Origin of the sequence: Natrinema versiforme JCM 10478, assembly GCF_000337195.1 — an archaeon.
Taxonomy (GTDB): domain Archaea; phylum Halobacteriota; class Halobacteria; order Halobacteriales; family Natrialbaceae; genus Natrinema; species Natrinema versiforme.
The window spans coordinates 96,994-118,795 of record NZ_AOID01000016.1; the positions used below are offsets into that span (position 1 = coordinate 96,994).

A 21,802-nucleotide genomic window follows, 5' to 3' on the forward strand; every position below is an offset into this window, starting at 1 on the left:
TGACGCTTACCCGCCGTCGCCGGGCTCCGCCGACGGGTCGTCGTCCGGCGACTCGTCGTCGCGAAACCACCGCTCGACCGTCCGTTCGCGCTGGCGCGCGCGGAGTCGGTTCTGTAATCGCTCCTCGATAGTGGCTTGGATCTCGAGTCCCCGATCCGCGTCCACGTCGTAGGCGGTTGCGGCCCGCCCGAGGAGCGTCGCGGAGCTGGCGGTATCGGCCGTCACGCTGGCGAGTCGGCGACGGCGCTGGAAGATCGTCGCCTGATGGAGGACTGCCTGTACCCGGTAGTAGGGGACGATTTTGGTCGTCCGCCGCCAGAAGCCCGTGCGCGTGAGAAAGTACCGGTCATCGATTCGGTAGCCCCGGTTCGACCACTTCAGGTGGGCGGCGACCGGGACGAGAACGACGAGGGCGGCGAAGGCGTACCACTGCCGGACGACCGCCGTATACCGAGCCACCGCATACGCGCCGCCGACGATGGCGGCGACGACGAGCGAATACCGGACCGCGTACCGCTCGCGGGCCCGTCGCGGCGGGGCCTCGAGGTCGATCGGCCCGAACGGTTCGATCGCCCGCGCGAGTTCGGCCACGCGGTCGGCGTCGGCGAGCGGAATCGCGGATTCCGTCCCGCGGGAATCTGATTGGCCGGGCGCATAGCCGGCCGTCTCGACGCTCAGCGCGGCGTAGCCGAACCACCGGAACGGAATCGATTCAGAGACGGTGAGCGTCTGGACCTTCCCGAGGGGAATCGTCCCGCTGTAGCGCTGGAGAAGGCCGCGTTCGTAGTAGAGTTCGTCGCCGGCGCGGGTGAGCCGGAAGCCGTAGTACCGGGTGAAGGTAAGCGCCGCGCTGATGACCCACGCGGCGAGCAAGAAGAGGACGAGCCCCCACGCGAGCGTGAGCAATCCCGATTCCGGCCCCGGGAGCCCCGCGATGCGGTCGGTCGGGAGCAACGTCGCGGGGTCGAAGCCGCTGGCGAACGAGAGCGCGATACCGCCCAGCAGACTCGCACCCGGATCGATGGTGAAGACGCTCAGGATCGCGAGTTCGTGCGGCCGGATCTCGAACAGGAGTTTCTCGTCGTCCGCCTCCCGTTTGCTCTCGGTCGCCTGCGCTCCCGTTTCGTCGGGACTCGAGTCGGCCGCATCGCTCGTTTCAGCGCTCGCGCCGCTTCGAAGCTGTCGCCTGAGCCGATGGGCTTCGTCCTCGGCGACATATTGCAGGCTGACCTCGGTCTGGCCGCCGCCCGCGGTTTCGATGTGGACGGCGGCGATGCCGAGAATCCGACCGACAACGTTCTGTCTGATATCGACGTTCTGAACGCGTCCCAACGGAAGCTCGCGGTCCCTGCGCGCGATCACTCCGGAGGTGACGTCGAAGGAATTCTCGGTGAGTTCGTACCGGAACCGTCGGTAGTACGCGAACTCGTAGATGATCCCCATCACGATGCCGATCGCAACGAGCGCACCGACCGACAACAGATCGGTCCCGTTCCCGCCCGGCGAGACGACGATGCCGACGACGAAAAACAGGAAGCCGGTGTTGAGGCTCCGCGAGAGCGAGCGGACGGCAACCGACGCCGGGTGGAGCGACCTCATACGGCGTCTTCACCCGCGCTCTCGATCGCGAGTCGGCGGAGCGATTCCTGGACCTCCTCGGCGCGGGACGGTGTCAGCCCGGGGATCGCGACGTCGGAACTCCGGGAGCCGGCCGTATAGACCACGACGGTCGCGAGACCGGTGGCTCGCTCGAGCGGCGAGCGCCGGGAGTCGACGTGCTGGACGCGGACGTAGGGAGCGATCGTCTTGACGCGCGTGAAGACGCCGCGTTCGATGTAGAGGTCGTCGTCCCGAAGGTCGAATCGCCAGACGCCGTAGCGTCGCCAGGCGATGAGTACGCGCACGACCGCGAGGACGACGGCGACCGCGACGGCGGCGGGGACGAGGATCGAGGGTGCAGCGTCCCAGAAATCGGTCCGCATGAGGGCGATCGCCGCGCCCACGAGGAAGCCACCGAAAATCGTGGCTCGAACGATCGCGAGGGCGATCCAGACGACTCGCACTCGCGGGGTGAGCCGTTCCATACGTATCGTGTGGCCACTACCCGATTAAAGGGTGGGAAAGCGGCGGCAGTTCTCACGAGGTGAAAGACGCTGATGGCCGCCGGGTGCTCGACAGATTCGTCCGCAGCGGAGACATGCCGTCTCCGAGAGCCGTTCGGTCGCCGCGGCCCGGACGGCCTCTCGAGCCGTCGCTCACGGGCGAACGACGAGAGAAGCGAGCCGCGTTCGAGGGAGGTTACTGCGTGGCCGTTCGGACGTTCCCGACGCGATAGAGGTCCTCCTGTAGTCCGTCTCCCTCGCAGTCGGCGTTCGGGCACTCGTAGTGCCAGCCGTCTTCGGTCGCAGTTCCTTCCTGGAATCGCTCTCCGCATACCTCACAGAGGAGTTGTCCGTCCCCGCACGTATCGCGGTGTAACTCGAGGGCGAGTTCGGTCTGGAACGACTGATTACAGTTGCGACAGGTGTGCATATTTCGTCCCATGCGAGCATCCGCAAAAACTGCTTGGGTTCTTTTATTCCGCCGGAGACGGCCCTGATTCGGCCTCGCTGTCCCGATTTGGGGCAGACGAGTCGGGAAGAAAGAACGGTCGGAATCCGTGTTTACGCGATCGCGAGTTGTCCCTCGGATGGTAGCTCACGATGGGACCGTCGCTGGCGGACGACGAGAGACGAGTGAATCCCGCTAACCGTTCCGGTCGGTTCCCCGACTGATAAGTGATCGCCGAATGAACGGACGAACGATGGAACCGATCGAGATCGGCGCACGGATCGTCGCCGGAATCGTTCTCATCGTGTTGAACGCCTTCTTCGTCGCGGTCGAGTTCGGGTTGACGCGCGCCCGGCAGTATCCGGAATCCGAGTTCGATACCCCGGGGCTGCGACTGGCGTGGGAGATGACCGACGACCTCGAGTTCTATCTGACGACCTGTCAGGTCTGGATCTCCGGGACCAGCATCGCGCTCGGTATCGTCGCCGAGCCGGGGCTGGCGGCGCTGTTCGAGCCGCTGTTTGCGAACACGGCATTGGCGTCTGCGGGCGCGGGATCGATCCTCGGCTTCCTGCTCATCAACCTCGTCCACCTCACGCACGGCGAACAGACGCCGACGTATCTGGGTGTCGAACGCTCGAAACAGGTCTGTCGGTACGGCGCGCGGCCGCTGTACTGGTTCGCTAAAGCGATCGCCCCGCTGATCCACTTCGGCGACTGGGTCGCCAAGGCGACGCTGGGACTGTTCGGCGTCGAGATGACCCAGGCGTGGACCGAGGCCGAAGAGGAGGTCATCGAGACGCGGGCCGACCTCCGGAACCGGCTCGGCTCCGTCCTCGAGGAAGGCGATCTCTCCGACGACCGTCGCGAGGAAGTGATGAACGCGTTCAATATCGGTGAGCGCCCCATCCGCGAGCTGATGATCGACGCCGACGAGATCGTCGCCCTGTCGACGACCGCCGAGCCCGCGGAGAACTTCCGGCGGATGGAGGAGCGCCCCCAGACGCGGTACCCGCTGGTCGGCGACGAATTGACCGACTTCCGTGGAATCGTCTACACGCCGATCTTCGTCCGGCACCGCGAGGCGCTGGCCGACGGCGACGTCGACTTCGAGGAACTGGCCGCGCCGCCGATGACGCTCTCGCCCGACACCGACGTCAGCGACGCGGTCGATCAGTTCCAGACCGAAAACCAGGAACTCGCCTTCGTCATCGAGGACGGCGAGGTCGTCGGGTTGGTCACCGTCACCGACCTGCTCGAGGCGGTGATGGGCGACATCGAGGACCCGCTGGACGAGGCTGACCTCGAGCCGGTCGATCGCTGATCGCCGGCAGCATCCCTCGACGGGCCGCGCGACCATGCGACTGCGCGCTCTCGCTTTTTTCGCGCCGAACCCGAAACGGGGATCGTGTACGACGACATCCTCGTTCCGACCGACGGGAGCGACTCGAGCGCGGCGGCGGTCGACGAGGCCGTCGCGATCGCCGACGGAGCGGCGGCGACAGTACACTTCCTGCACGTCGTCGACGCAGGAACCGAGATGGCTGCCGCCGGCGAGGGGGCGCTGGCCCCAGAGTTGACGAAAACGCTCGAGGACGAGGCCGAGTCGGCCCTGGACGACGCGACGGCGCGGGCCGAGCGCGCGGACGTACCCCGCGAACGGGTTACCCGCGAGGGGGTGCCACACGAGGTGATCGCGACCGAAAGCGCGGAAATCGGGGCCGACCTCGTCGTTATGGGCGCGAGCGGGCGCTCGGGCGTGAAAGAGCGGCTCCTTGGGAGCACGACCGACCGCGTGATTCGAACGGTCGACGCGTCGGTCCTGATCGCGCGGCCCTGAGAGTCGATTACGCTCGAAAACGAGACCCTGCCGTCTCAGTCGTCCTGGCCGAGAATACCGCGCTCGGCCATCTTCCGGGGGTCGAGGACCTCGTCGGCTTCCTCCTCGTCGAGGTAGCCCTTCTCGAGGACGACCTCGCGAACGGTCTTGTCCTCCTTGAGCGCGGTCTTGGCGACCTCGCTTGCCTTGTCGTAGCCGATGTGGACGTTCAGCGAGGTGGCCATCGCCATCGACTGCTCGACGCGCTCCTCGCAGTAGGCCTCGTTGGCCTCGAGTTTCCGGACGAACCGCTCGCCGAAGACCTGGCTCGCGTTCGAGATGAGTTCGGCCGACTCGAGGAAGTTGTGGGCGAGGACGGGCTTGTAGAGGTTCAGATCGATCTGGCCCTCCGCAGCGCCGGCGGAGACGGCGGCGTCGTTGCCGACGACCTGCTTGTGGACCTGGTTGACGGCCTCGGCGACGACCGGGTTGATCTTGCCGGGCATGATCGAGGAACCGGGCTGGTTCTCGGGCTGTTCGACCTCACCGAGCCCGTTGCGCGGGCCCGAGGCGAGCAGTCGGAGGTCGTTGGCGATCTTGTTCAGCGAGCCGGCGACGGTCCGAAGCGCGCCGTGGGCCTCGCTCATCGCGTCGTGGGCGGCCTGGGCTTCGAAGTGGTTGTCGGCCTCGCGGAACTGGACGCCGGTCTCTTTCGTGATGTACTCGGCCGCGCGGCCGGGGAACTCCTCGTGGGTGTTGAGCCCGGTCCCCGTCGCGGTGCCGCCGAGGGCCAGTTCGCCGAGGTGGTCGCGCACCTGGTCGACCCGTGCGAGCCCTTTCTCGACCTGGGTTCGATACCCGCTGAACTCCTGGCCCAGCGTGACCGGCGTCGCGTCCTGGAGGTGCGTTCGGCCGGTCTTGATCACGTCGTCGAACTCCTCTTCTTTCTCCTCGAGCGCCTCGCGGAGGGTGTCGAGCGCCGGGATGACGTCCTTCTCGACGGCCTCGAGCGAGGCGACGTGCATCGCGGTCGGGATGACGTCGTTGCTCGACTGGCCGTAGTTGACGTGGTCGTTGGGGTGGACGACGCGGTCGCCGATTTCGCTACCCATGCGTTCGGCGGCGCGGTTGGCGATGACCTCGTTTGCGTTCATGTTCGAGGAGGTCCCCGAGCCGGTCTGGAAGATGTCGACCGGGAACTGGTCGTCGTGTTCGCCGGCGATGACTTCGTCGGCGGCCTCGATGATCGCCTCGGCGATATCGTCGTCGACCAGACCGAGATCGCGGTTAGCCTGTGCGGCGGCCTTCTTGACCACGCCGAGCCCGCGGATGAATCGCCGGCTGAACGTGATCCCCGAGATGGGGAAGTTCTGGATCGCGCGCTGGGTCTGTGCCCCCCAGTAGGCCTCCGCGGGCACCTGCATCTCGCCGAGACTGTCGCGTTCGACTCTGTAATCCTCGCTCATGTACGGTGCGTTGACGGGCGGGTGCGTAAAATCCACCGGTCTGATTCCGCGTCCCGAGGCGGAAATCCACGTAACCGCTCCGACGTTCACTGTGTCGGCATCTTGGTAGACATATGTTAACTCCCACCATATCAAACCATTCACTCAGAACATAATTAATATTGAAAACTATTAAGTAGGACCCAGACAATCGATCATGTGTGATTCGCAGTGACTGACGCTAACAAGGTGCCACGGAGAACGGTGCTGAAAGGGGCAGGTGCAGCGGGGCTCGCTGGTCTCGCAGGGTGTACGGGCGGTGGCGGCAGCGATACGCTCGAGGTCCTCCACGGCTGGACCGGCGGCGACGGTGCCGATGCCGCCGACGCGCTCTTTTCGGCGTTCGAAGACGAGCACTCGGACATCGACTTCAACGAGAATCCGATCGGTGGCGGCGGCAACGAAAACCTCGACCAGACGGTCGCCAACCGCCTTCAGGGCGGCAATCCGCCGAGTTCGTTCGCCGGCTGGCCGGGTGCGAACTTAGAGCAGTACGGAGACGCCGTCGGCGACATCGAGTCGGAGGTCTGGGACGAGGCCGGTCTGAAAGAGGCCCACGTCCAGGAAGCGGTCGAACTCTGTGAGTACAACGACGGCTTCTCGGCGGTTCCGCTCGGCTCCCACCGCCTGAACGACCTCTTCTACAACGTCGGGGTCCTCGAGGACGCCGGTGTCGATCCGGAGTCGATCGACAGCGCCGACGCGCTGATCGATGCGCTCGACGCCGTCGAATCGGAGACCGACGCGACGCCGTTCGCGTTCTCGCTCGCGCCGTGGTGTATCCTCCAGACGTGGGCCCAGACGATGCTCGGCGAGCACGGCTACGAGGCCTACACGAACTTCATCGACGGCAACGGCGACGAAGCCGCCGTCCGCGACACCTTCGAGAAACTCGAGCAGATACTCGGCTACATCAACTCCGACGCGGCCTCCGTCGACTTCACGGAGGTCAACCAGGACATCATGAGCGGCGACGCCGCGTTCATCCATCAGGGGAACTGGGCCGCCGGTGCATACCTCTCCCCGGACAGAGATCTCACGTACGGCGAAGACTGGGATGCGATCCGGTACCCCGGGACGGAGGACTACTACACCCTCCACATCGACTCGTTCATCTACCCGAGCGACAACCCGACGCCCGAGGATACCGCGACGTGGTTGCAGTTCGTCGGGTCCGAAGAGGCACAGGTTGCGTTCAACCAGTACAAGGGATCGATCCCGACGCTGACGGACGTATCCACCGACGAGTTCAACCCCTACCTCACGGACACGATCGACGACTTCGACAACGCCGCGGAGAAGCCGCCGACGCTCGCACACGGTCTCGCCGTGGACACGAGCACGCAGGCCGACCTCGAGGATGTCCTCAACAACAACTTCGCGGACCCCTACGACGTCGACGGTGCGACGAGCGGCTTCATGGACAGCGTCTAATTAGTCCTCAAATATGAAACGTTTTTTACTATTACTGCGTAGCATTCGGCGTACCCAAGGCGAGGGTCCCGAAAGCGAACGGACGAGTGGCGAGCGACGCGTCATGACGGACGGAGGGACGAGCGAGAAGCGCTCGACGTTCCAACGCTGGCTCGACAGCGATATCGTACAGTCGGCACCGTTCTGGCTGCCGCCGTTCCTGTTGATGGGCTTTTTCGTCTACGCCGCGATCGGCTGGAACTTCCTGCTCTCGCTGACGGAGTACTCCGGGTTCGGAGACCCCGACTACAGCAACCTCGGTCTGCAGAACTATTGGGCGATGCTGGACGATCCGGGGATGTGGGCGGCGACGCGGAACACGTTCGTCTTGCTCGTGGGATTCACGGTCGTCTGTCTGATTGTCGGCCTGCTCTTAGCACTGCTGCTCGATCGCGAGATCCGATTCAGCAGGTCGTTTCGGACGATCTATCTCCTGCCGTTCGCCCTTTCGTTCATCGTCACGGCCCAGTTCTGGCGGTGGATGTACAACGTCAACAACGGTATTATCAACCAGTTCATCGGCGTGTTCGGGCTCGGCCCGTACAGCTGGCTGGGGAGTCCAAAACTCGTATTGGGGGCGGTGATATTCGCGCTCGTCTGGCAGTTCAGCGGGTACACGATGATCATCTACCTCGCCGCGCTCCGATCGATCCCGAACGACCAGTACGAGGCCGCACGGGCCGACGGAGCGAGCACGGTTCGGATGTACTGGCGCGTAATCATTCCGCAGTTGCGGCCGGCGATGGTCAGCGCGACCGTCACGCTAGTGCTGTTCGCGCTGAAGGCCTTCGACTTCCTGTACGCGACCTTCGACGGCTACCGACCCCGCCGCGGGGCCGACATCCTGGCGACCAAGATGGTCCGTGAGTCGTTCGGCCGGTCCGAGTGGGCGTACGGGTCGTCGATCGCGCTCATGTTGTTCGTCCTGTCGCTGGGAGTCATCACGCCGTATCTGTATAACCAGTACAAGCGAGGGAACCTATGAGCGAGAAATCAGTTACCACCGAAGAGGCGGCGGAACAGACGGCGATGAAGCGCGTGACCGACGGGATTACGCTCGGTCGCGTGGGGCTGTACGCCACGCTGATCGGCCTCGTCGGGTTCTACCTGCTCCCGATCGAGTCTGGACTCGTAACGTCGATCAAAACGCCGACCGGGCTTGACAACACCTTCCCGTTCCTTCCTCCCCTCGACGCGGGCTGGATTACGTTCGAGAAGTGGCAGGTCGCGTTCGATTACCTCGCGCCCGGGATGGTCAATAGCATGCTGTTTACCATCCCCTCGACGATCCTGTGTGCGATCCTCGGCAGCATGGCCGCCTACGGGCTGACGCTCGTCGACTGGCGTGGTCAGATCGCCGTCCTGGCGCTGTTCATCGCGGGTATTTTCGTCCCGTACCAGGCCGTGATCGTCCCGCTGTTCCAGTTCTGGAGCCAGTACATGCAATTGGGCGCGCGACTCTCGTTCCTGTGGGGGCTCCCGCTACTCGAGCCACACTACGCGACGATCCTCGAGTTGATCATTACGCACACGGCCTACGGGATCCCGATCGTGACGCTGCTGTTTCGCTCGCAGTACAAGACGATGTCCAACGAGATGATCGAGGCTGCGCGACTCGACGGCGCGTCGGTCTGGCGGGTCTACCGACGGATCGTCCTGCCGCTGTCGATACCGATGTTCGCGGTCGTGTTCATCTTCCAGTTCACCCAGATCTGGAACGAATTCCTGTTCTCGCTGACGATCATCGGGAGCACCAACGACCCGGCCGCGTCCGCGACCCTTATCCTGTCAGGGCTCGGCCAGTCGCTCGAGGGGACGGACTACCCGCTCCGAATGGCGGGCGCGTTCATCACGGCACTCCCGACCTTGCTCGTCTACGTGCTGTTCGCCGACAAGTTCGCGGAGGGGGTACAGACATGACCGACCGACAACGAACGGTATCGAACCGGAGGATTTGACGATGGCAGAAACCCAACTCGACGACGTACGAAAAGTATTCACGGAAACCGACGGCAACGAGATCGTTGCCGTCAACGATGTATCGATCGACATCGAGGACGGGGAGTTCCTCGTTCTCGTCGGCCCATCCGGCTGTGGCAAGTCGACGACGCTGCGCATGATCGCCGGCCTCGAGACAATCTCGGACGGCGATATTCGCCTCGACGACCGGGTGATCAACGACGTGCCGGCGAAAGACCGGGATATCGCGATGGTGTTCCAGTCCTACGCGCTGTACCCGCACATGACCGTTCGGGAGAACATGGCGTTTGGACTCGAGGAGTCCACCGACCTCTCGGACGACGAGATCGCTGCTCGAGTCGAGGAGACCGCCGAAATGATGGGGATCGATCCCCTGCTGGACCGGAAGCCCGAAGAGCTTTCGGGCGGCCAGCAACAGCGCGTCGCGCTCGGTCGCGCGATCGTCCGGGAACCCGCCGTGTTCCTGATGGACGAGCCGCTGTCGAACCTCGACGCCAAGCTCCGGGCCCAGATGCGGACCGAGCTCCAGCAACTGCAAGAGCAACTCGAGACGACGACGGTCTACGTGACCCACGATCAGACGGAAGCGATGACCATGGGCGACCGGATCGCCATCCTCAACGACGGCGAACTCCAGCAAGTTGGCACGCCTCTCGAGTGCTATCACGAGCCCGCAAACGTATTTGTCGCGGACTTCATCGGGGAGCCGGCGATGAACTTCTTCGACGTGACGCGCCGCGACGCGGACGGCGACGGAGCCGTCCTCGTCAACGAGACCCTCGAGTATACCGTCTCGGCGGACATCTCGACGGCGATCGGCGATCGAGACGACCTCGTCCTGGGCGTCCGCCCGGAGGACATCAGCATCGAACGCAGCGAGGGTGACCAACGGCGGGCCGACGGCCACACCGTCCCCGCGTCGGTCACCGTCGTCGAACCGACCGGTGACGAGAACATCGTCTACCTCGATCTCGGTGCGGACAGAAGCGAGAGGATCATCGCAACGATCGACGGCATGAGCCAGGTCGAAGCGGGCGACCGCGTGGTCGTCCACGTTCCCGAGGACGCGGTGCACGTCTTCGACGGGGAAACCAACGAGGCGCTTCACAACCGCCGCGTCGAGAGCAACGAGCCGCGAGTCCCGAACGTCTGATCGGCGCGGACCGGGTCCGAACCCGGCGGTTGCCGGACAGGTTGCAGCGCTGGTTCTTTCGTTCCGCCGCGAGTGTTAGCCGGCCGTTTTTGGCTCGAGCCCGGTTACCTGCCCGACGCTCGAGCGTAGCCGACGCCGACGACGCGGGCGCTTGCGAGGAGGAGATAGGCGGTCGCCGCCGCGGCGATAAGCCCCAGCGCGTCGCCGCGACGGGCGGAGACGCCGACGAGCCACACCGCGAGGACGACGAAGGAGAACCCGGTAATCCACCGCAGGAGGTACGCCGGAGCGGTCAACACGGGGAGTAACGTGTCGGCCTCGAGGGCCGCACGCAGGCGTCCGGTCGAGGCAGTTGTGGCGACCGCAGCCGGGTACGTGTACGCACACGCGACAAAGAAGAACAACGAGGCGGTCGAGGAGACGAGCGAGAACAGTCCCGCGCCGCCCTCGAGTGCGAGCGCCGCCGGTGTCGTGGTCAGTGATCGCGCCAGCAGGGCGACCGGCGGGGCAAGAAAGATGACCGACAACGCGAGCGCCTCGATGCCGGGTCGGACGACCGCTCGGACGGGCGGTTGCGACCGCTTGTCGGCGGCTCCGACAACGACCGCCGCCGTTCCCGAGAGAACGACGGTGGCGATGACCGCGACGAGCGCGGGCCCGAGCGCGACGACCGATGGCGAGAACGCCGCCGCGTACCGCAGTCCGACCGCGACCGCGACGACACAGACGCTACTCCTGAGCAGCGCCGCCCGTCCGACGGGGTCGCCGACCGGGTACCGGAGTGCGTCGGTGATCATACCCACATCCGACCGCGTCTTTCGATCGGTCGGTCGAGACCGTCTGCATCCATACGGAGCGAGTAGAACGGTCGGGGCAAAAGCGTCGTGGTCTCGCGTCCATCAGGTGAAATCCACCGACAACCCGAGGTCGTCTCGAGCGCGGTCGCGCAGGGCCACCTGCAGGTTCTCTCGACTGCGGTCGTGGACGCGACGCGCGTCCTCGAGGTCGATGTCGTAGATCGTCGGCGTCCCCCAACTGAACGTCCGCGAGCTGGCGGTGTCGACGGCCACCGACGCCAGCCCGAGCCGCCGCTGGAAGATCGACCGCCGTGTCGAGACCGTCTGGATCCGGTAGTAGGGGATCACGGTCGTCCGGCGCTTCCAGAACCCGGTTCGGATCACGAGGTGGTCCTCGCCCACGAAGTAGCCCAGATGAACGTACTTCAGGTGCGCCGCGGGCGGCACCGCCGCGAAGACGATCGCGGCGACATACCAGCGCTCGAGGGCGGAGACCTGTGCGAGTCCGAACGCGATCGCGACGATGACGGCAGCGACGATGGCGTAGCGGACGAGATAGCGTCGGCGGGCGAGCGTCGGTGGCCGCCGGAACTGGGGCGGCTCGACGCCGGTGAGGTTCTCGGCGAAGCGACGGATCCGACTCGTGTCAGCGAGCGGAACGGCCGACTGGCTGCCGCCGCTGCTCTCGGGGCCGTAGCCGGCCGTCTCGACCCAGAGGCCGGCGTAGCCGAGCAGTCGCTGGAGGGGGTTGTCGGTGATCGTCACGGCCTGAATCTTGTCGGCGGGGACCGAGCCGCTGTAGCGCTGGAACAGGCCGCGTTCGTAGACGAAGTCCTCGTCGGCACGGCCCAACTGGAAGTCGTAGTACGCGATGAACGTATACCCGGCGTTGAGGACGTACGTGACGGCAATCGCGTTGATCATCGAGACGAGCGTCAGGATGCCGTAGCTGCCGACGGAGCCGCTCTCGAGGGCCGCCGGACCGCCGAACGGCTGGGCGACGGCGATGAGGTAGTCGAGAATGGGGTCGCTCGCGACGGCGAAAAGAAAGAGGAGCCCCGCGCCGGCGGCCGGCCGAAACGACGAGAGCGAGTACAACAGGAGTTCTCGCGGCTCGAGCGCGAACAACTGCTTCCGTCGGGAGTCCGCGTACTGGGTCTCCTCGCGGGTCCGGTCGGCCGATGGCGTCTGTCCGGGCTCGGACGCCGCCGCCGTCGTGTCGTCGGCTCGAGCCGGCGACGAGCCGGGAGACGGATCGCTATCGGTGCCGGTATCAGTGGCGGTGCCAGCGCCGGCCTCGGCCGAATCGGCCTCGCGTCGGCGCTGTTTCACGGCGGCGGTTCGCCGCCGGATGTCGCGTTGCAGGCGGTTCGCTTCCGCCTCGCTGACGAACCTGAGCGTGGCCTCGGTCTCGCCGCCGCCAGCGGTCTCGATCGAGACGACGGCGAGTCCGAGCACCCGCTGGAGGACGCCCCGCGCGACGTCGACGTTCTGGATGCGACCGTAGGGGATCTCGCGGGACCGCTGGGAGAACACGCCCGACGTCACGTCGAAGGTGTCGTCGGTGATCGCGTAGGTAAAGCGATAGTAGTACGCGAGGCCGTAGCCGACGCCGGCGACGAACCCGATCGGTGCCAGCACGAACGTCCAGCCGACGTCCACGAAGTCGAAGAGACTCGAGAGGATCATGACGAAGAAAAACGGCATCGAGAGGCCAGTGACGCCGCGCTGAAGCGCCATCGCAACCGCGCTGAACGAGTGGAGTCGATTCATCTCAGACGGCATCCTCGGCCTCGCTCTCGACGGCCAGTTCGCGGAGCGTGTTCTGCAGGCTCCGGGCGCGGTCCGGCGTCAACCCCGGAATCCGAACGTCCGCGTTTCGGGACCCGGCCGTGTAGACGACGACGCTCGAGAGGCCGAGCACCCGCTCGACGGGACCAAACTGAGTGTCGACGTGCTGAACCCGCACAAAGGGAACCGCGGTCTCGACGAAGGTGACGACGCCCCGCTCGAGGTAGAGCGCGTCGTCCTGGAGTTCGAACTGCCAGACCTGATAGAGGCGGACGGCGTAGATAATTCCGAGACCGAACGCGACCGCGACGCCGGCGGCCATCGCCGCCGGCGGGACGGCGAAATCGACCGGGAGCAGGGCGGGTAGCCACTGCTCGAGGGCGACGAGGGCGACGGCGAGCAGGACCGCAGCGAGCGCGCTGCGGGCGATCCAGAGTAGTCGGATGCGGGGATGCAGCGATTCCATGTTTGATATGTGTCAATACCGATGGATAAAGCTACGGTTCCGGGGACACGCTGCGAATATCGGCTCACCGACGGCGGGTTTGGAACGGCATTCAGTCGTTTGCGGGAACCGTAAGCACGGGAACCGACACCGATTTGCGGACCCGTTCGGTGACGCTCGTCGGCGAAAGGAATCGGCGGAGACCGGACCGGGACGGTTCGCCCAGAACGATGAGGTCGACGTCGTTGCGTCTCGCATAGCCGACGATTTCCTCGACGGGGTCGCCGTATCGGAGCCGCTTCGAGACCGGGACATCGGCCTCGGCGGCCGCGTCGCCGACCGCATCCAGCGCCGCCTCGGCGCTTGCTTCCCGGCGCTCGACCACCATATCCCACCGGTCGACAGAGGCGTTCATCGGGACGACCGACAGCGTCTCGACTCGGCCATCGTGGCGAGCGGCCTCCGCGACGGCGACCGACCCGACCGCGTCGTCGGTCTCGCCGTCGATCGCGACGAGAACGCGGTCGAACGTCGCCGCGCTAGCTGACTGTACATCTGCAGCCGGAAGGGCGCTACTCGAGGTCGATTCGTTCGTTCCGCTCGAGGACGATGCCATTACGTCGCGCTACCGGCCGGAGAGGAATATAATTGTCCAGAAAACCATGCACGCCGGGTCAGGGTTTCACTCCTCGTGTTCGAATCGCTCCGTGAAGCCGCTTCACGGCGTGAAACGAGTCCGCGGGGATGGCATTCGTTCCACGCGGAACCCGGCCAGACGCGGCTACTCGGCCTCGCGGTCGTCGTACTCCTCGGGCGTGTACGTCGACAGCTCGAGGGCGTGGATGTCGGTGGTCATGTGATCGCCCAAGGCGTCGTAGACCTCTTGGTGTTGCTGGACGAGCGGAAGGCCGTCGAAGACCGGCGAGACGACGGTCGCGGCAAGGTGGTCCTCGTCGTGTTCGTCGCGTGCGTGCGTGACCGTGGCGTCGGCGTCCGCGAGGTTCGACTCGATGATCTCCTCGACGTCGGCTGGCTTCATAGGGGAGCGTTGGTCGCTCGCGGCAAAAGCGCCGCGGTCGCGGTCGGTGGCGTACCGGTTCAAAACGGCACGTCGTCGGGCACGTCGCGCCCCGACGATCCCCCGGCCATCCCGTCGAACCCGGTACTGACGTCGACGTAGTCGATCGGATCGATCTCGGCGGGCAGCCGCTGCTGGATCGCCTGGGTCGTCATCGAGCTGACGCCGCAGCCGCTACAGGCCCCGGACAGGGCGATTGAAATGCGTCCCTCCTCGAGGTCGACCTCGGTGATCGCGGACTCGCCGCCGTGGGCCTCGATCTGGGGGAAATTCCGGCGGAGGAACAGCGATACGTCTTCCCGGACGGCGTCCTCGGCCGACTGCTCCGGCTCGGACTGGCTCATGGGCGAGCCAAGGGCCCGGAACGGTATATACTGTCGGTCGAATCGATTTGTGCCGGGATCGTGGACGGGAAACGCGGCAACTCGAGCCGCGATGGCGGCGGCTTTATGCCCGCTCGCAACGCCGTCCCCGCTATGTCACTGGCAGCCGAGACGCGCCGGGCGGTCGACCGTCGCCCCTTCCTCCGGACCGCGCTGCGGGCCGGCGTCGTCAACTACACCGCCGCGGCCCGCTCGCTTCCGGTAGAGGGCGAGACCGACGCGATTGCCACGGCCTTGCGCCGGTACGCCGACGAGTTGCCCGCCCGCGAGACCGACTCCCGCGACGTTCGCGTGCGGATGGAAAGCGGCGTCGGACGACTCGAGGAGGAGGATCGCGACGACGCGCTCGTGACCATCGGCGGCGCGTCGTTCGGCCCCCGGGACGGCGATTCGACGGCTATCGTTGCGACCGGCGAGGTCGACGCGGCCGCCGCGGCGGCCGTCCTCGAGCGACTCGGCATCGAGGGGATCGCGCCGGACGCCGCGGCGGTCGCCGACGGGACGCTGGTTGTCGTCGTCGACCGACTTGCGGCGGCGACGGCGCTGCGGACGGTCGAGGATGCGCTCGAGAACACCGTCGCGCACGGCGGCGACGACCCGAACTGACGGCGACGGGCGAAACTCGAGTCGCTGCGAACGAACGACCGGGCGGAACTGCTCTGTGGCTCATGCCGAACGGTTGGATATGCTGATACAGGCCGCGATGGAGACGGCGGACGGGCGGACCGACGGGACCCGAGAGCGCCGTCGGCGGGCCGACCTGTCGTAGCATCCCCGTCGTCTCGTCGGAACGTCGCCTTCGTCTCGAGCACCAAGAGAGCCGACGGACAACTCACTTCCCGCGTCGGTACTAGTCGGGTTCCTCGCGCAGCCGAACGGTGCCGCGGTCTGCATCGTGAGCGATCGTCCCCGCGTCCTCGAGCCGCGGCAGGTCGACGTGGACGAGCCGAACCCGGAGCGGCGTGCGCTCGAGCGGTTCCTCGTCGTCGCTCGCCAGCGCGTCGACGAGTCGATCGACGGTCGCGCGGTCGGCTCGAGACTCGAGGTGGGCGACGAGCCGGTGGCGGCGCTGCATCGATTCCCACCGGGTTCTGGTCGGGGTCGTGCCGTCGTCCGCGCGGACAGCACCGGAGACGGCGACGTCGTGCTGCATCATTCTTGCGTGTCACGTCACCCAATACGTCAAAAGGGATTCTGACGAATGCGTCCAAACGTTCGCTTGGTCCGCGGCGAGCCGTCGCGAGCGCCTCGTCCGGGTGTCATCACACGCTTTAACTTTCGGCCGGGGGAAGTGAGCGTAATGACCCTGCACGTGACGAACACGTTGACGGGCGCAAAAGAGCCGTTCGAGCCACGGGACCCCGAGAACGTTCTCCTCTACTACTGTGGCCTGACGGTCTCCGATCCGCCGCATCTGGGCCACGCGCGGTCGTGGGTCCACGTCGACGTCATGCACCGCTGGCTCGAGTTCCTCGGCTACGACGTGCGTCACGTCGAGAACTTCACCGACGTTAACGAGAAAATCGTCGCCCGCGTCGGCGAAGACGAGTTGGGCGAGGACGAAAGCGCGGTCGCCGAGACCTACATCCAGCGGACGATCGACGATATGCGATCGCTGAACCTCCTGCGCGCGGAGGTCTACCCGCGGGTGTCCGAGCACGTCCCCGAGATCATCGACCTCGTCGAGACGCTGATCGAGAAGGGTTACGCCTACGAGTCCAACGGCTCGGTCTACTTCGACGTCACCAGTTTCAACGAGTACGGCAAGCTCTCGAATCAGGAACTCGGCGAGATCGAGTCACAGGGCGATCCCGACGAGCGCACCGAAAAACGCAATCCGGCGGACTTCGCCCTCTGGAAAGCCGGCGGCGTCGACGAGAGCGCGGTCGCAGAACACCGCCACGAGGGCGTCGACCACGGCGGCGACCCGCCGGCAGGCCTGACATGGGACTCGCCGTGGAGCGAGGGCCGCCCCGGCTGGCACATCGAGTGCTCGGCGATGAGCATGACCCACTTGGACGAAACCTTAGATATCCACGTCGGCGGCCGGGATCTGGTCTTCCCCCACCACGAAAACGAGATCGCCCAGTCCGAGGCCGCGACCGACCAGCAGTTCGCAAAGTACTGGCTCCACTGCGAACTGTTCCAGATGGACGAGGAGAAGATGTCCTCGAGTCTGGGCAACTTCGTCACGGTCGAGGAGGCGATCGACCGCTGGGGGGCAAACGTCATGCGAACGTTCCTGACCGCCGGCTCCTACAACAGCAAACAGCTCTATTCCGACGAGACGATCGCCGAGGCCGAGGAGCGCTGGGACCAACTCGAGCGGGGCTACGAGGCGGCCGTCGAGGCCCTCGACTCGCCCGATGCGAGTTCGAAGGTCACGGACGAGTCCTTCCGCGAGGAAGTCGACGGCGCGCGGGAGGCGTTCACGACTGCGATGAACGACGACTTCAACACGCGCGAGGCCCAGTCCGCGCTGCTGTCGGTCGCGACGGCGATCAACCGGCACCTCGAGGCCGAGAGCGGGGATCGCGACGCTCACGAGGGCTACGATTACCGCGGGCTCCGGCGTGCCGTCGAGACCCTTGAGGAACTGGGCGGCGTGCTCGGACTCTCCTTTGTGGGCGAGACGACGGGATCGGCGGCACTCGCCGGCGATGTCGTCGATCTCATGCTCGATGTCCGCGAGCGGGAACGCGAGGCCGGCAACTACGAGCGCGCCGACGAACTGCGCGACGAACTCGAGGCGCTGGGAATCGAAGTGCAGGACACGGACGACGGCTCGACGTATCGGCTCCCCTCCGGCGAGTAACGGTCGGTCTCAGTTCTGGTCCGGATCGGCGATACCGCCGCCATTCCGGCTGTATTACTGTCAGTGACGAGCAGCTGAACGGTCATCAGGGAGTGAAGACCACCGCGGCGCTTATTTCCTCGATGCTGGTCGGAGTGAGATATGGACCGACGGCAGTTCATCGGCGCGCTCGCGGCCGGCGGCGTCGGCACGGCGGCCGGTTGCCTCAGCGGGGTCGCCGACGACGCGACGACGTTTACCGCGGCACCGGCACGCGTCTCCGCGGACGCGGCGTCAGAAACCGGCTACGAGTATCAGGGCACGCGCAAACGCGTCGACGAGCGGCAGGTCGGCGGCGAGGACATCGAGGCGACGAGCTACCTCAGTACGTACGACCGATCGATCGATCTGCCGTCCGGGCGGTTCGGCGACGAGCCGGTCCGAGCCGGCGCGTTCGGCGTGGGTACGACGCCGCAGGTCAGCGTCGGCGGCGAGGACTTCAACCCGATCAGCGACCTCTCGGACAGGGAGATCGCGGCCCGCATTCAGGGACACTACGAAGGCCTCGAGATCGTCCGCGCCCTCGGCGGCCGGGCACTCGAGGGGCTGGGTGTGCGATTCTCCCTCGAGTCCTACGAGGGGACCGCGACCTTACAGGGCGAGTTCGAGATCGACGTCGCCCTCGATATCGTCCAGCGCGAGCACGAGGACGACCACATCGTGGTCGCAGCGATCTACCCGCTCGAGGACGTGCTCCCGACGGAAGCAGAACAGGAGCGGATCGACACGCTGATCGGCGGCCTGCAGAGCTACGACGACCTCGAGGTCGACATCGTTGAGAGCGACGGCTGGGGCGGGTCCAGTAACTGACCGAAGTCGTCGAAAAGACAGGGTTCGCTTGCTGCGTTCGGTGGGCGCTAGAGCCCGATCGCAGCGGCGATCGAGAGGCCGCTCGCGAGCGCGCCGAGCAGGTAGCCGCCGATCGCGCCGCCGTTGAGCAGCGGCAGTCCGGCGTGGGCTCGCCCCTTGAGGACCATCCACATCAGGACGAGCAGCCCGGCGATCGTCCCGAGCAACGCGCCGAGGGCCGGCAGATTGAGCGAGATTCCGGGAACGGCGAGCGTGCCCACGTCGAGGAAGGCGGCCGCGCTGGCGACGAGGATCGTCGGAATGACCGCGTCGCCGAGACCGATGAACAGCGCGTCGCGCTCGAGTGCACCCGCGTCGGGTTCGGCGGTCGCTGCGTCAGTCTCAGCAGCCTCGGCGTCCGTCTCGGCTGTCTCCGCGTCTGCGTTAGCAGCGTCCGGTTCCGCGTCGGACGCCGCCGCTTCCGTCCCGGCCTCATCGGACTCGTCGTCGTCTTCGAGGACATCGTCGGTGCTGCCGGCGGCGAGATAGGAGTACGAGAGGGTCATCGGGACGACGAGGACGACGGGGATCTTGAGGTCCATGACGCCCTCGGCGAGGTCGAGCATGTGTTCGGTGCCGTAGACGCTGATGGCGTCGTAAATCGCGAGCGCGGAGAGCAAGACCAGTGCGGGGAGCACGCCGAAGCTGATCCCGAAGAGGGCGGCGGCACCGGCACCCATCACGACTCCGGCGCTGTCGATGACGTACCACTCGGGGTACCACAACAGCGCCGCGCCGACGGCAAGCGAGGCGGCGATCGCGAGAGCGTCGGCGACTCCGTCGGAGACGAAGGGCCCGACCAGCGACGGGACGAGTTCGGCGAAGACGTACCACGAGATCATCACGCTGACGCCGACGAGCAAGAGCCTGATGAGGTTGTCCAGATCGTACTTGAACGCGGCGAGCATGAGCCCGGTCGCGACGAGCATGACGCCGACGTAGAGGATGCTGTTGGTCGGATCTTGGGGGTTCTCGACGGCCTGCCGTTCCGACTCGGTAAAGGGCTCGAGCAGCGCGAGCGCCCCGAGTTGGACGCCGAGAAACAGGAGGACCGTCACACCGACGGCGGCGAGGATCCGGGTTCGGTCGTTCATAGCGCGGCGTTTGCACCCCGCTCGTATTGGCTTTTCCACTCCGGGTTCGTCGGGACTCGAGCGGCGAGCCACCGGCCCCATGCGGGCGAGGACTGTGCAACCGTGCCACTCAGTTACCGAACGCTGTGCTACCGCGCGTACAGCGTCGATCCCACCAGCGACGGCAGGTGGACGCCGTCGTCCGGCGTCACCGCCAGATACGGTCTGGAGACGGGGCCGAAAACGTCGACGACGCGGCCGACGGTCTCGAGGTTGTCGTCGAGGACCATCGTGCCGATCTCGTCGCGGAACGCGTCGGTGTCGGCGTCGTCTCCGTCGGTGTCGTCCGCCCGGAGGACGGCGAGGCCCTGTGCGGTGCGGACGACGGACCCAACTCGGCGCATCAGTCCCGCATCGCGACGACGTACGCCGCCACGGCTTGCACGAGGTCGTTCTTCGTCGAGTCGTCGGCACCGCGGACGACGACCCGGCCTCGGTCGGCCCAGTGCTCTCGGGAGTAGGCTTTGTCCCGCTCGATCGTGGCGTCGTACCCGATCTGCTGGACAGCCTTCGCGATCTCGTCGACCGTCGGTTCCTCGACCGCCAGATCCTCGGACACGCGCCGTCCCTCGGCCCGCGAGAGGGCCGCATCGAGATAGGCGGGCCAGATGACGTTCTCGACCATGCGCGTTGCTGGGAGGGCCGGCGAGTAAACCCTTTTCAAAACGATACGTCGGGGTTCGCCGCGAGTTCGAGCGGCAAACGCGAAAACGGAACGGGATCGGCTGTCGGGGTTCGGGTTATCGTCGACGCGCGACGACCGCGCTGGCGGCCAGCACGGCGACCAGCGCGGCGGCGACGCCGAAGCCGGGGATGGCGCTCTCGCCGCTCGCATCGTCGCCAGATCCGTCGTCGCTTTCGCCGCCAGCCTCGAGTTCGTCGCTCGCTTCCTCGTAGGCGTCGGGATGGACCGTCTCGACGATGTTCACGATCGCATCGACGATTCCGGGCGCAGGCTGGCTGATCTGATTCGCGTCCACGGCGAGGACGTTGCCCTCCTGAGACGCCGTCGTCGCCTGTACCGACTGGTGGATCGGCGGTTCCTCCCTGTCATCGGGATAGATGATCCAGTCCGGGTTCTCGTTGACCACCGTTTCGGCGTTGATCGTCCCGTAGTCCTCGATGCCGGCGCGCTCCGCGACGTTTTCGACGCCCGCCGTCGTCATCGCTTCGTGAATAAACGTCCCCGTGCCGGCGGTGTACCCGTCACCCATCGCGTAGTAGGCCAGCGGTCGCTCTGTGTCCTCGAGTGCGGTCTCGACGATCTCGAGTTGCTGGTCCATCCAGTCGACGGTCGCCTCGGCCCCGTCGCACTCGCCGGTGAGTTCCCCCGTCGTCAGGACGTTATCGCGAACGTCGTCGAGCGACGCCGCGTCGTCGAACTGGTAGACGGTGAGGCCGGCGTTGCGGAGTTGCGCGACGTTCTCGCTGTCCGTCGAGTTGGCGGCCAAGACGAGATCGGGGTCGAGATCGACCACCCGCTCGGGGAGGAGCTGGTACGTGTCGGTGACGGCCGTTCGGTCGTCGAGTTCGAGGTCGCTCGTCGCCGGGTTGTCGGGCATTCCGACGAGCCGGTCCTCGGCTCCGATCTCGAACACCGTCTGGGCGTCGCTCGGCTGGAGCGCCACGATCGACTCGGGCCGCTCCTCGAGCGTGATCGTCTCGCCCGTGGCGTCGGTCACCTCGAGGGGAAACTCGCAGTCGACGGTCGATTCGCCGCCGTCGTTCGACTGCCCGGCTGCGGCGGGCGCGAACGCGGAAACGGTGAGTACTACGGCCAAGAGGACGGCAAGGTATCGTCGCATCGTCTCCCCCTCCACCCCACTTCAACAAATATTTGACTGCTGCAAGCTTGCTTGTCGGGTATGTATCGACCGGCCCGAACGGCGGCGTGGTCGGCCGGGCTCCTCGTCCTGCTGGTCGCCGTTACCCTCACGAGCGCCGCGCTCGGCCCGGTCAGGATCGACCTCGTGACGGTCGCGATGGCGATGC

At 66.0% G+C, this 21,802-nt stretch carries 24 protein-coding genes and 1 pseudogene; 10 read left to right on the top strand and 15 right to left on the bottom strand.

The features are described 5' to 3' along the window. Positions 1 to 6 precede the first annotated feature (6 nt). From C489_RS05180 to C489_RS05190, 3 genes are all read right to left on the bottom strand, one after another. Positions 7 to 1,599, bottom strand: coding sequence for a PH domain-containing protein (locus C489_RS05180; protein WP_006430110.1), 1,593 nt, complete (start codon positions 1,597 to 1,599; stop codon positions 7 to 9). Continuing rightward, complete coding sequence (locus tag C489_RS05185) at positions 1,596 to 2,084, bottom strand: PH domain-containing protein (protein WP_006430111.1); 489 nt, start codon at positions 2,082 to 2,084, stop codon at positions 1,596 to 1,598. The genes C489_RS05180 and C489_RS05185 overlap by 4 nt, the downstream gene beginning before the upstream one ends. A gap of 214 nt (positions 2,085 to 2,298) precedes the next feature. Continuing rightward, a complete protein-coding gene (locus C489_RS05190; RefSeq protein WP_006430112.1) occupies positions 2,299 to 2,532 on the bottom strand; it encodes an HVO_2901 family zinc finger protein in 234 nt (77 codons plus the stop codon). A 271-nt stretch (positions 2,533 to 2,803) separates the two neighbouring features. Here C489_RS05190 and C489_RS05195 point away from each other — a divergent pair, with 271 nt between their 5' ends. Both C489_RS05195 and C489_RS05200 read left to right on the top strand, forming a co-directional pair. Then, entirely contained in the window at positions 2,804 to 3,874 is a 1,071-nt protein-coding gene (locus C489_RS05195; protein WP_049890633.1) for a CNNM domain-containing protein, read from the top strand. 84 nt (positions 3,875 to 3,958) lie between these two features. Beyond that, complete coding sequence (locus tag C489_RS05200; protein ID WP_006430114.1) at positions 3,959 to 4,390, top strand: universal stress protein; 432 nt, start codon at positions 3,959 to 3,961, stop codon at positions 4,388 to 4,390. Between the two features lie 35 nt (positions 4,391 to 4,425). On the opposite strand, the gene C489_RS05205 is transcribed toward C489_RS05200, so the two are convergent. Continuing rightward, complete coding sequence (locus C489_RS05205; protein ID WP_006430115.1) at positions 4,426 to 5,835, bottom strand: class II fumarate hydratase; 1,410 nt, start codon at positions 5,833 to 5,835, stop codon at positions 4,426 to 4,428. 210 nt (positions 5,836 to 6,045) lie between these two features. On the opposite strand from C489_RS05205, the gene C489_RS05210 reads away from it, so the two are divergent. From C489_RS05210 to C489_RS05225, 4 genes are all read left to right on the top strand, one after another. Beyond that, entirely contained in the window at positions 6,046 to 7,308 is a 1,263-nt protein-coding gene (locus tag C489_RS05210; protein WP_049890623.1) for an ABC transporter substrate-binding protein, read from the top strand. 103 nt (positions 7,309 to 7,411) lie between these two features. After that, on the top strand, positions 7,412 to 8,332 hold the full coding sequence (locus C489_RS05215) for a carbohydrate ABC transporter permease (protein ID WP_006430117.1): 921 nt from the start codon (positions 7,412 to 7,414) through the stop codon (positions 8,330 to 8,332). Next, the gene (locus C489_RS05220) at positions 8,329 to 9,267 is read left to right on the top strand and encodes a carbohydrate ABC transporter permease (protein ID WP_006430118.1); all 939 of its coding nucleotides are present in this window, start codon (positions 8,329 to 8,331) and stop codon (positions 9,265 to 9,267) included. Before C489_RS05215 ends, C489_RS05220 begins: the two co-directional genes overlap by 4 nt. A gap of 40 nt (positions 9,268 to 9,307) precedes the next feature. Next, complete coding sequence (locus C489_RS05225) at positions 9,308 to 10,480, top strand: ABC transporter ATP-binding protein (RefSeq protein WP_006430119.1); 1,173 nt, start codon at positions 9,308 to 9,310, stop codon at positions 10,478 to 10,480. Positions 10,481 to 10,584: 104 nt separating this feature from the next. On the opposite strand, the gene C489_RS05230 is transcribed toward C489_RS05225, so the two are convergent. From C489_RS05230 to C489_RS05255, 6 genes are all read right to left on the bottom strand, one after another. Next, a complete protein-coding gene (locus C489_RS05230) occupies positions 10,585 to 11,277 on the bottom strand; it encodes a hypothetical protein (RefSeq protein ID WP_006430120.1) in 693 nt (230 codons plus the stop codon). 102 nt (positions 11,278 to 11,379) lie between these two features. Beyond that, positions 11,380 to 13,050 carry a PH domain-containing protein gene (locus tag C489_RS05235; protein ID WP_049890624.1) on the bottom strand — a complete coding sequence of 557 codons (1,671 nt, stop codon included), beginning with the start codon at positions 13,048 to 13,050 and terminating at the stop codon, positions 11,380 to 11,382. A 1-nt stretch (position 13,051) separates the two neighbouring features. Beyond that, entirely contained in the window at positions 13,052 to 13,534 is a 483-nt protein-coding gene (locus C489_RS05240; protein ID WP_006430122.1) for a PH domain-containing protein, read from the bottom strand. 91 nt (positions 13,535 to 13,625) lie between these two features. Further along, positions 13,626 to 14,129, bottom strand: coding sequence for a universal stress protein (locus C489_RS05245; protein ID WP_006430123.1), 504 nt, complete (start codon positions 14,127 to 14,129; stop codon positions 13,626 to 13,628). Between the two features lie 165 nt (positions 14,130 to 14,294). Continuing rightward, positions 14,295 to 14,552 (bottom strand): BolA family protein, encoded by a 258-nt coding sequence (locus tag C489_RS05250; protein WP_006430124.1) that lies wholly within the window; start codon positions 14,550 to 14,552, stop codon positions 14,295 to 14,297. A gap of 59 nt (positions 14,553 to 14,611) precedes the next feature. Further along, positions 14,612 to 14,935 carry a NifU family protein gene (locus C489_RS05255; RefSeq protein ID WP_006430125.1) on the bottom strand — a complete coding sequence of 108 codons (324 nt, stop codon included), beginning with the start codon at positions 14,933 to 14,935 and terminating at the stop codon, positions 14,612 to 14,614. 132 nt (positions 14,936 to 15,067) lie between these two features. On the opposite strand from C489_RS05255, the gene C489_RS05260 reads away from it, so the two are divergent. After that, entirely contained in the window at positions 15,068 to 15,580 is a 513-nt protein-coding gene (locus tag C489_RS05260) for a DUF7523 family protein (protein ID WP_239642033.1), read from the top strand. A gap of 244 nt (positions 15,581 to 15,824) precedes the next feature. Here C489_RS05260 and C489_RS05265 read toward each other — a convergent pair whose 3' ends face one another. Then, positions 15,825 to 16,130 (bottom strand): DUF7344 domain-containing protein, encoded by a 306-nt coding sequence (locus tag C489_RS05265; protein WP_006430127.1) that lies wholly within the window; start codon positions 16,128 to 16,130, stop codon positions 15,825 to 15,827. Between the two features lie 144 nt (positions 16,131 to 16,274). On the opposite strand from C489_RS05265, the gene cysS reads away from it, so the two are divergent. After that, the gene (gene cysS / locus C489_RS05270) at positions 16,275 to 17,789 is read left to right on the top strand and encodes a cysteine--tRNA ligase (RefSeq protein WP_006430128.1); all 1,515 of its coding nucleotides are present in this window, start codon (positions 16,275 to 16,277) and stop codon (positions 17,787 to 17,789) included. Between the two features lie 141 nt (positions 17,790 to 17,930). Further along, positions 17,931 to 18,638: a DUF6517 family protein gene (locus C489_RS05275; RefSeq protein WP_006430129.1), complete on the top strand. Its 708-nt coding sequence runs from the start codon at positions 17,931 to 17,933 to the stop codon at positions 18,636 to 18,638. 47 nt (positions 18,639 to 18,685) lie between these two features. Here C489_RS05275 and C489_RS05280 read toward each other — a convergent pair whose 3' ends face one another. From C489_RS05280 to C489_RS05295, 4 genes are all read right to left on the bottom strand, one after another. Further along, positions 18,686 to 19,771: a presenilin family intramembrane aspartyl protease PSH gene (locus C489_RS05280; RefSeq protein WP_006430130.1), complete on the bottom strand. Its 1,086-nt coding sequence runs from the start codon at positions 19,769 to 19,771 to the stop codon at positions 18,686 to 18,688. 128 nt (positions 19,772 to 19,899) lie between these two features. Continuing rightward, entirely contained in the window at positions 19,900 to 20,154 is a 255-nt protein-coding gene (locus tag C489_RS05285) for an H/ACA ribonucleoprotein complex subunit GAR1 (RefSeq protein WP_006430131.1), read from the bottom strand. Then, a complete protein-coding gene (srp19, locus tag C489_RS05290) occupies positions 20,154 to 20,435 on the bottom strand; it encodes a signal recognition particle subunit SRP19 (protein ID WP_006430132.1) in 282 nt (93 codons plus the stop codon). Before srp19 ends, C489_RS05285 begins: the two co-directional genes overlap by 1 nt. Before the next feature lie 115 nt (positions 20,436 to 20,550). Next, the gene (locus C489_RS05295; protein ID WP_049890635.1) at positions 20,551 to 21,615 is read right to left on the bottom strand and encodes a PGF-CTERM-anchored ABC transporter substrate-binding protein; all 1,065 of its coding nucleotides are present in this window, start codon (positions 21,613 to 21,615) and stop codon (positions 20,551 to 20,553) included. Positions 21,616 to 21,675: 60 nt separating this feature from the next. On the opposite strand from C489_RS05295, the pseudogene C489_RS22535 reads away from it, so the two are divergent. Continuing rightward, positions 21,676 to 21,802: pseudogene (locus C489_RS22535) on the top strand (iron ABC transporter); the annotation flags it as partial.

Coding starts and splice junctions, on each gene's coding strand:
- C489_RS05180 (WP_006430110.1), bottom strand. CDS start 1,599: ATGAGGTCGCTCCACCCGGCGTCGGTTGCCGTCCGCTCGCTCTCGCGG.
- C489_RS05185 (WP_006430111.1), bottom strand. CDS start 2,084: ATGGAACGGCTCACCCCGCGAGTGCGAGTCGTCTGGATCGCCCTCGCG.
- C489_RS05190 (WP_006430112.1), bottom strand. CDS start 2,532: ATGCACACCTGTCGCAACTGTAATCAGTCGTTCCAGACCGAACTCGCC.
- C489_RS05195 (WP_049890633.1), top strand. CDS start 2,804: ATGGAACCGATCGAGATCGGCGCACGGATCGTCGCCGGAATCGTTCTC.
- C489_RS05205 (WP_006430115.1), bottom strand. CDS start 5,835: ATGAGCGAGGATTACAGAGTCGAACGCGACAGTCTCGGCGAGATGCAG.
- C489_RS05215 (WP_006430117.1), top strand. CDS start 7,412: ATGACGGACGGAGGGACGAGCGAGAAGCGCTCGACGTTCCAACGCTGG.
- C489_RS05220 (WP_006430118.1), top strand. CDS start 8,329: ATGAGCGAGAAATCAGTTACCACCGAAGAGGCGGCGGAACAGACGGCG.
- C489_RS05225 (WP_006430119.1), top strand. CDS start 9,308: ATGGCAGAAACCCAACTCGACGACGTACGAAAAGTATTCACGGAAACC.
- C489_RS05230 (WP_006430120.1), bottom strand. CDS start 11,277: ATGATCACCGACGCACTCCGGTACCCGGTCGGCGACCCCGTCGGACGG.
- C489_RS05235 (WP_049890624.1), bottom strand. CDS start 13,050: ATGAATCGACTCCACTCGTTCAGCGCGGTTGCGATGGCGCTTCAGCGC.
- C489_RS05240 (WP_006430122.1), bottom strand. CDS start 13,534: ATGGAATCGCTGCATCCCCGCATCCGACTACTCTGGATCGCCCGCAGC.
- C489_RS05245 (WP_006430123.1), bottom strand. CDS start 14,129: ATGGCATCGTCCTCGAGCGGAACGAACGAATCGACCTCGAGTAGCGCC.
- C489_RS05250 (WP_006430124.1), bottom strand. CDS start 14,552: ATGAAGCCAGCCGACGTCGAGGAGATCATCGAGTCGAACCTCGCGGAC.
- C489_RS05255 (WP_006430125.1), bottom strand. CDS start 14,935: ATGAGCCAGTCCGAGCCGGAGCAGTCGGCCGAGGACGCCGTCCGGGAA.
- C489_RS05260 (WP_239642033.1), top strand. CDS start 15,068: ATGTCACTGGCAGCCGAGACGCGCCGGGCGGTCGACCGTCGCCCCTTC.
- C489_RS05265 (WP_006430127.1), bottom strand. CDS start 16,130: ATGATGCAGCACGACGTCGCCGTCTCCGGTGCTGTCCGCGCGGACGAC.
- cysS (WP_006430128.1), top strand. CDS start 16,275: ATGACCCTGCACGTGACGAACACGTTGACGGGCGCAAAAGAGCCGTTC.
- C489_RS05275 (WP_006430129.1), top strand. CDS start 17,931: ATGGACCGACGGCAGTTCATCGGCGCGCTCGCGGCCGGCGGCGTCGGC.
- C489_RS05280 (WP_006430130.1), bottom strand. CDS start 19,771: ATGAACGACCGAACCCGGATCCTCGCCGCCGTCGGTGTGACGGTCCTC.
- C489_RS05285 (WP_006430131.1), bottom strand. CDS start 20,154: ATGCGCCGAGTTGGGTCCGTCGTCCGCACCGCACAGGGCCTCGCCGTC.
- srp19 (WP_006430132.1), bottom strand. CDS start 20,435: ATGGTCGAGAACGTCATCTGGCCCGCCTATCTCGATGCGGCCCTCTCG.
- C489_RS05295 (WP_049890635.1), bottom strand. CDS start 21,615: ATGCGACGATACCTTGCCGTCCTCTTGGCCGTAGTACTCACCGTTTCC.